The organism is Anabaena cylindrica UHCC 0172 (genome assembly GCF_034931625.1).
Lineage (GTDB): Bacteria > Cyanobacteriota > Cyanobacteriia > Cyanobacteriales > Nostocaceae > Anabaena > Anabaena cylindrica_A.
Genome location: NZ_JAYGGY010000153.1, coordinates 1 through 3,703, shown reverse-complemented (window position 1 = coordinate 3,703; position 3,703 = coordinate 1). Strand labels below are relative to the sequence as shown.

At 38.1% G+C, this 3,703-nt stretch carries 4 protein-coding genes; 2 read left to right on the top strand and 2 right to left on the bottom strand.

The window, feature by feature from the left end; all coding sequences use genetic code 11:
* Positions 1–1,409, top strand: a 1,409-nt coding sequence (locus VB713_RS28160; protein WP_323314781.1) for a hypothetical protein, incomplete at its 5' end; no start/stop codon positions are given.
* 41 nt (positions 1,410–1,450) lie between these two features.
* Positions 1,451–2,167 (top strand): hypothetical protein, encoded by a 717-nt coding sequence (locus VB713_RS28155; protein ID WP_323314780.1) that lies wholly within the window; start codon positions 1,451–1,453, stop codon positions 2,165–2,167.
* A gap of 296 nt (positions 2,168–2,463) precedes the next feature.
* Here the strand turns inward: VB713_RS28155 and VB713_RS28150 are convergent, their stop codons facing one another.
* Positions 2,464–2,652, bottom strand: coding sequence for a hypothetical protein (locus tag VB713_RS28150; protein WP_323314779.1), 189 nt, complete (start codon positions 2,650–2,652; stop codon positions 2,464–2,466).
* Between the two features lie 320 nt (positions 2,653–2,972).
* A complete protein-coding gene (locus VB713_RS28145) occupies positions 2,973–3,611 on the bottom strand; it encodes a PAP/fibrillin family protein (protein ID WP_323314778.1) in 639 nt (212 codons plus the stop codon).
* Positions 3,612–3,703: the final 92 nt, after the last annotated feature.

The following is a 3,703-nucleotide window of genomic DNA, read 5'->3' as shown; positions in this document are numbered from 1 at the left end:
AACGACCGTTAGCAGAAAAACCTGGTGTTCGTCTAGTGTCGGTAATTACTTTGGTGGGAGTGATTATTGCTTCTGGTTCAACCCTCTGGTTTGGATTTCTGAAACCCAAACCTCCTGCTAAACAAGCCGCAAAAACCGCTAATCCTTCTCCCAGTAGTGAACCAGTTTTAGATGAGTCTGCTGAACTCAAAAGCAGATTAGCATTTCAAGACCAACAGCAACAACTTAAAGCAAAAAAAGTAGAACTGGTTCCTACTAAATCTTCCAGTCCAACATCACCAACTAAAATACAACCATCACCACCAGTACGGGCAGTACGACAGACTATTTCACCGCGTACTACTGCTGTTAGAGTTGCTGAACCTGCACCCAGTATTAGGCGGTATTCTTCCCCAACTTCTGTAAATTCACCTGTAAGTCGTACAGTCCCGCACACAATTCAACGACCAGTACAACAAGTTGAAAATAATGTTGATCCTTTACAACAATGGAACAAATTAGCTAGTTTAGGACAGTCACAAATCGGTAGCTCAACAATAGCCTCAATTCAAGAAAACCCGACAGCACCGACAGCAAGTAATCAAACTCTCAAAACCTTAAAATCAAGTACACCCAATCCCCAAGAAGCTGAACTACAAACAGTTTTAATTGGCTCTAAAAGTGTTGATAGTCAAGCTGACTTAACTCCCGGTATGGTGGGTATCCTCAACCGTACCCCTGCAAATTTCGTCAATTCCAGTACCAGCAGCAATAAGGATGTAGCACTGGGTACTTCTGTGCCAGCTAAAGTGATTATGCCGATGATTTGGGATGAAGGTGGTAAAAATCCTCATGACCGCTTTGCTGTGGAGTTAACTAAACCTCTCAAAGCTACAGATGGTACAGAGGCACTTCCTGTTGGTACTGTTATCGTTGCTAAAACTACAGCCGTAGGTAAAAAGAATAATTTGGTGTCAGCTACTGGTATCGCTCTAGTTTATCCTGACTCCCAAGGTACAGTTAAACAGGAAACAATACCAGCTAGTACGCTATTAATTCGGGGTGGAAATAAGCGACCATTGATTGCTCAAAAGCTCAATGATGTGGGGTCAGAAATTGCTCAACAAGATTTATTGGTGGGATTACTCAGTAGTTTGGGAAAAGTAGGTAGCATCGTCAATCAACCCCGGACTCAATCTAGCACTGTTGTTTCCAATGGTACTTTTAATCAAAATACCGTTTCTAGCACCGCTGACCCGCAAATTTGGGCGGCTGCGTTGGAAGGATTTTTTAGTCCAGTGAGCGATCACTTGTTGAGACGGTCTGACCAAGCAGTGCAAGAATTATTACAACGTCCTAATATTCAATTTTTACCTGAAGGTACGGAAGTATCAGTGGTTGTCAATAATTTTTTGCAAGTTGCCCGGTAAACTAACTGCACCCACAACGGGTGGGTTTCTTGGAGGTTGTTATGAAACAATGTATTACTTTTATCATCACTACTAGCGCATTATTGCTGGGGATAACAGCACCTATTGTCCAGGCACAAACACCTGCTTATCGCTTTATTAACAGAGATATAGCTGCAAAAACGAGAATTCAGGTTCAAGTTACGCCAGGACTGGCTACACCTATCAGCTTTAGTCAAACCAACGAAGCGATCGCCTACATTTTAGTAGCAGATCCTTCACGACTGGTCTACACCACAGATACAGATTTAAAAAGCGGACAAGCTACAACCATCTTTTTAAGAGCAATCAAACCGCTGAAGTTTCCAGGGTCTACCACTACTGCTATCACTAACTTACTTGTTCAAACTGTAGATTCTCAAGGACAAAAGCGACTCTACAATTTCGATATCATTCCTCAGCGCAAAAAACCTGGGTATGTCGGTATTCAAATTGCCAATGCAATTCCTGGACAGCAAAAATTATTAATAGATGAAAATCGCCAAGTTACAGTTGATGATATTGAGACTGGGCTAAAAATTGCCATTAAACGTGGTTATACTAACAGCAGTGACCCTATTGTTTCTAAAGTCCGACAGTTTTTAGCTTTGTTACGCACCAACAAAGTCACTATTCCAGAAGCAGCTAAATCTGTTGATGTTCCACTAGAAGTAATTTTGGAATTAGGAAAAATAGCAATTAATAAACGCTATTGCAAATTGCTCATTCCTGGGTGTTAACTTTAATAGCTACAATAAATCTATACAATCGAGATTGATTGTAGAATATAAATTGAGTTATGCTGTTATTTATTTTCATCTCATAACCAAAAAAATTGACATATTAAAATTGATAGTAACGATGTTTTTGATGTTCGATATTTGAGCTTACTTCTATCTTACGGTATGCCAAAATCCTCTGTCGGTTCGCGTAAAATAAATCCATTTATAAAACAAGTAATTTATAAATACCAGGAATGTAATTAACAAATTACTTATGATATAAATTTAATAATTTAACAAAGTTGCGTAACAGCTTAATATCCCTGATAAATCCATTCACGTCCAGCTTTTTCAGCAGCTTCTGGAGTGTAATAAAGTTTGTGTTCCCCAAACACTTCACCACCAGCACTAATTAACCGGAATTGCCAACAATTTGATTCTGTGTAGAATACCAACAAAGTAATATTTTCAATAATAGTAACTAAATGAACTTTAGTGGGCATGGTATATAGTTATAGTTGTCTACTTTAATCAAAATATATTTACTCAAAAGCTATTGTTCCCCGATGTTTTTAGCGATTTTTTAAAAGTAAAGCCCCAAGCTTTTTTAAAGGATGTTTGAAAAGTCATGATGTAGCTTGCTTCCCGCAGGGTACGTAGCGCAGCGTGCCGTAGGCTTCAGCATCTCCGAGTAATCACTCAAACCCTAGATTCTAGAGCCTACGGCTCCCGAAAGGGATTTGTTCCACATGGCGTTAGCCATAGTGTCACGAAGGTATACAGAATGATAAATTATACCTTTTCCAATTTTTCAAACACCCTCTTAGTATAAATTAGGTAAGTCATTGGCTTTAATCAGAATAAATAAACTTTCATCTCCCCCACGTCCAATTCTTAAAGTTTCATCTAAGTAAGTAATATCAAGAGTGGCAATTCTTCCTTGAGGATTATTAGCAGCTACAACTTTAAAAGGATTTAGTTTAGGCGTATTAATACCTACAATCTTCTCAATCGCCAAATAACGTTTGTCAAAATCAACATTGATGCGTTTATCTGCTAAACCCGATGTATCTAGAGCCAGTTCAAAACTAGCTGTGACTTTTACATATCCTGATATTAATTTCAGAGGATGTTGCACTTGAGCTAGATTAAAAAAAAGTTTATTAGCAACATTAATTACTTGATAAACTTTACCTATTCGTAAACCCAATGGCAGGGAATCTAAAGAACGAATTTCTCTGGCTGTAGAGTATTGCAGTTGCCACGCCCCCTCTAATAAATTAGTAGCATGAATAAGAGGTTGAGGGTGAGGATTGAGACTTTCTAATTCTGTTGTCAACTGTTCAATTTCTGCAACTAAAGTTTTATCCAACTTCAAATTAGTAACAGGAGAACCATCATCTTTAGTTTGAATATTTTTGATTTTTGCTTGTAATTTTTCCTTCAAAAGTTGATTATTCATCAGATGAAATAGTTTTCTAAGTATTAGAAAAGTGTAACCAGCCCTCTAAATATTGACAAATAGGACACAATGTGAGTTTTCTAAGAAGGTAA

Bases quoted from the DNA above. Each gene is read 5' to 3' on its own strand.
- VB713_RS28145 (WP_323314778.1), bottom strand. From the start codon at position 3,611: ATGAATAATCAACTTTTGAAGGAAAAATTACAAGCAAAAATCAAAAAT.
- VB713_RS28150 (WP_323314779.1), bottom strand. From the start codon at position 2,652: ATGCCCACTAAAGTTCATTTAGTTACTATTATTGAAAATATTACTTTG.
- VB713_RS28155 (WP_323314780.1), top strand. From the start codon at position 1,451: ATGAAACAATGTATTACTTTTATCATCACTACTAGCGCATTATTGCTG.